Below are 3,818 nucleotides of genomic sequence, written 5' to 3'. Positions count from 1 at the left end.
TATTTTGAATGTTGCCCGAATGGTAACTCAGGGACTTGGATATTCAGGCAGAGCAGTTTTTTCCGGCGTAACAGAAATGATCGCCAGAACAGTTGTCAGTCTTGGATTTGTAGGAGCTTTTGGCTTTACAGCCATCTGTTTCGCAGACCAAACCGCCTGGATCACAGCAATCTGCTATATTTTTCCGACATGCCTGTGGTGTATCCGAAAGTCTGCCAAAATGCTTGTCATCAATAAAAAGTCCGTCGACCTTTAAAACCAGTAAATACAAGGGTTTATGAGAATTGTAAAGGAAAGAAAATTACAGATTAGGATAGAAAAAAGCTGAAATATCACAAAAAAGACTGTCGACTTCAAATGAGAATTTTTTTGATGTAGAAAAAGGTCTGGAAATACTGAATTATATGGAAATAATAAGTGTCAGGCAGGAAAATAGGTCGACGGACTTTTTGGAAGAAAAATGGTTGAATTTCTGAAAAAAATATAATACTATATTAATAATAGTAGGAAAAGACTGCTGTTGTACCGTACCTAAGAGGAATTGACACCACTGCTTTCTGGAATATTACTGCAATCCAACTGTTAATCTGTTGTACCGTACCTAAGAGGAATTGACACCATAGGGCTAATTAGTCGATAGAAGAAACGATAATGTTTTTCATTCCATGTTGTACCGTACCTAAGAGGAATTGACACGATCATAGCCTCTTTCAGTCCAGTATCCTTGGTCAGGTTAACCCTGTTGTACCGTACCTAAGAGGAATTGACACTCTTACAGATGGCGTCTTCGGGTTTACTGATTGTTTTGCCAATATCCCCGTTGTACCGTACCTAAGAGGAATTGACACATTTGCATCAACTACCTTTAAGAAAACTTCTCCGGCTGTTGTACCGTACCTAAGAGGAATTGACACTTTAGTGTTCTCAAGTTTATTAAGTAAGTTTGAGAAAAAAATAAGTTGTTGTACCGTACCTAAGAGGAATTGACACATCTTTCAGTTATCCATTTTTGAAACTCTATTATTATGTTGTACCGTACCTAAGAGGAATTGACACATCAGGCTTTACACCGTCTTCAAGTAGGTCTTCTGCTATCTGAATGTTGTACCGTACCTAAGAGGAATTGACACTCTGAGTTTCAGCACAATCAGCTATCCACTGTGCTACATGTTGTACCGTACCTAAGAGGAATTGACACAACATGGGTTTCAAGATTTTGTGGTAAACTAACATTAAGTTGTACCGTACCTAAGAGGAATTGACACCTAAAACCAGCAACATAGCTGAAACAAGTATTGCTACAAGCCGAGTTGTACCGTACCTAAGAGGAATTGACACATAATAAAGTTTAGCACCATCATAAATCTCTTCAAAAGTTGTACCGTACCTAAGAGGAATTGACGCATGTCAATACCCAAAGTGAAAAACAAAGGTAATTTACCTAAATACGAGAGTCGCATCGTATCGCATATCTAAAGTAGTAATGAAAGGTTTAAAATATTTATAAAAGCATGTTTAAGAGATTGCATTTTGAGGACTTTTGTTTATGAGTAAGCAGCGAGTTAAATAGAGGGCATTCGTTTAGTTACAGGAGTATAATTGTGGAAGTTAGGATTGAAAATGTTCTGTCTGATGAAAATCTGGCATTGGCAAGGGAATCTTTACAGGGAAAGCGAGATAGCTGTGGACTTGATGGAATCAAAATATCAATGTTTGATGATTATTGGAAAGTAAATGGGGATAAGATAAAGCAGGAAATTTACGTCGGGAAATATGTTCCCGGCGTTGTTAAGTTGCACGAAATTGTTAATGCGAAACAAAAAAGACGTAATATTTCATTGATGAATACGGTAGATCGTTTTATATATCGGGCTCTTATGCAGGAGATGAGTCGGTTTTGGGAACCGCTGTTTTCTGAGTATGCATATGCATATCGGGATTATAAAGGAACTCAACAAGCAGTAGGGCAGGCGGCAACATATATCGAACAGGGCTATAAGTGGAGCGCAGAGATTGATATTGAAAATTACTTTGATAATATTGACCAAGGAAAACTTTTATTGAAAGTACAAGAATATATTCAGGATCCACGAGTGTTTGATTTGTTAATAGGATATTGCCGTTGTACGATTATGGATGATCATATCTTTTATCAAAAAGAAAAAGGGATTCTTCAGGGTGGATCTCTCAGTCCATTACTCAGCAATATTTATCTGAATGGTTTAGATCATTACATGGAAAAACAGGAATATAAGTTCTGCAGATTTGGGGATAATATTAATATTTATTGTAAATCTTATGAGGATGCTTTTAAACAATATCAGGATGTTAAGACATATTTGGAAGAGAAGGAAGGGCTATCGTTAAATATTGGAAAAAGCGGTGTGTTTAAAGCTTTGAATCGAAAATATCTGGGATATCGATTCAGTGAAAAAGACGGTAAAGTTTTTGTGAAGAAAGAGCAAAAAGCTTATCGAACAGTATATAGAGATTGGTATACTACTGGTATTACACGGATAGACCATAACTATCATTTGATTAATGAAGGAATATTGACTAAACATGATTTTACAATTCTCTTTGAAGGAGATGAAGGAAAAAAATATATTCCAGTAGAAACAGCAGAATCGCTATATGTATATTCTAATGTTATATTTAGTGGGGGATTTTTTGAGTTTGTGAATGAGCATGGATTAAATGTGAATATTATTGATCGTTATGGAGAAAAAGTTGGAGCATTTGTTCCCCAGAATAATCGTCGAAATATTAAGACGGAGATTAAACAGATAAAGTTGTATGAAGATGAAAGAGCCAGGTTTGATCTTGCCAGAAAGTTAGAAATTGCTAGCATATCAAATCTGCGGGCGAATTTAAGATACTATGAACGACGCAAGCCAGATGAAGTGCTTCAGGATACGATTGCCTATATTACTGGACTTATTCAGAAACTTAATGAAGCAAAAGATATAACCGGACTTATGACATTAGAAGCACGTGCAAGGCAAAAATATTATCAATGTTTTAATGTTATTATGGCAGAATCGGGTTTTACTTTTAAAAAGAGAACCAAGAGACCACCGGAGGATCCGTTAAATGCGATGATTAGCTTTGGAAATACACTTTTATATCAACGGTTTGCGAATGAGATTAATCGAACCTCTTTGGATATCCGTATTGGAATAGTACATGCAGCGAATAGCAGACCGGAAAGTTTAAATCTGGATCTTGCGGATTTATTTAAGCCGATAATAGTAGATAGAACTATTTTTACGCTTGTGAATCGCAAAATGCTGAATGCTTATGATTTTGTTGAAGTCGAAAATAATGGTGTGTATTTAAGCAAAAATGGAAAGAAACAGTTTTTGCAGGAGTTTGAAAGAAAGATTTATCAGAAAATTAAATATAACGGTGTGGAACATACTTATGATTTTATAATGAAAAACGAGGTACAGAAACTGAAAAAATTCATTGAACAGAGAGAGACTTACAAGCCTTATAAATATACATAGGGGAAAATGAAATGTTTACAATTGTTGTATATGACATTAATGTGAAAAGAACTGCCAGAGTTATGAGAATATGCAAAAAATATCTGGAACATGTGCAGAAATCTGTGTTTGAAGGAAGCATTACAGAGGCAAAGCTGAATAAACTAAAAAAGGAACTGTTTCGAGCGATTGTTAAGGACGAAGACAGTATTATAATCTATAAGTGTGAATCCATAACTTGAATTTTGGGCGCACTTTCCCCTTGGTGGAAAAAGTCTTTTTTTAAAGCTTATTGGGCTTGTGCAGCACACTGCTGCTGTATAAGTTTTA

The 3,818-nt window shown here is 35.7% G+C and carries 2 protein-coding genes, 1 pseudogene and 1 CRISPR repeat array; all 3 genes and pseudogenes read left to right on the top strand.

What is annotated here, in order from left to right; translation table 11 throughout:
- Positions 1-256: pseudogene (locus ACTNES_RS19925) on the top strand (MATE family efflux transporter); the annotation flags it as partial.
- A 263-nt stretch (positions 257-519) separates the two neighbouring features.
- A CRISPR array of direct repeats spans positions 520-1,404; the repeat unit is 29 nt; unit sequence GTTGTACCGTACCTAAGAGGAATTGACAC.
- Positions 1,405-1,601: 197 nt separating this feature from the next.
- Positions 1,602-3,509 carry a CRISPR-associated endonuclease Cas1 gene (gene cas1 / locus ACTNES_RS19920; protein ID WP_441040483.1) on the top strand — a complete coding sequence of 636 codons (1,908 nt, stop codon included), beginning with the start codon at positions 1,602-1,604 and terminating at the stop codon, positions 3,507-3,509.
- A gap of 11 nt (positions 3,510-3,520) precedes the next feature.
- On the top strand, positions 3,521-3,730 hold the full coding sequence (gene cas2, locus ACTNES_RS19915; protein ID WP_441040482.1) for a CRISPR-associated endonuclease Cas2: 210 nt from the start codon (positions 3,521-3,523) through the stop codon (positions 3,728-3,730).
- Positions 3,731-3,818: the final 88 nt, after the last annotated feature.

Origin of the sequence: Blautia sp. HCP3S3_D9, from assembly GCF_052063845.1 — a bacterium.
GTDB lineage: Bacteria > Bacillota > Clostridia > Lachnospirales > Lachnospiraceae > Blautia_A.
Note: the sequence above shows the minus strand (reverse complement) of the source record. Positions and strands in the feature narration are given on the sequence as shown.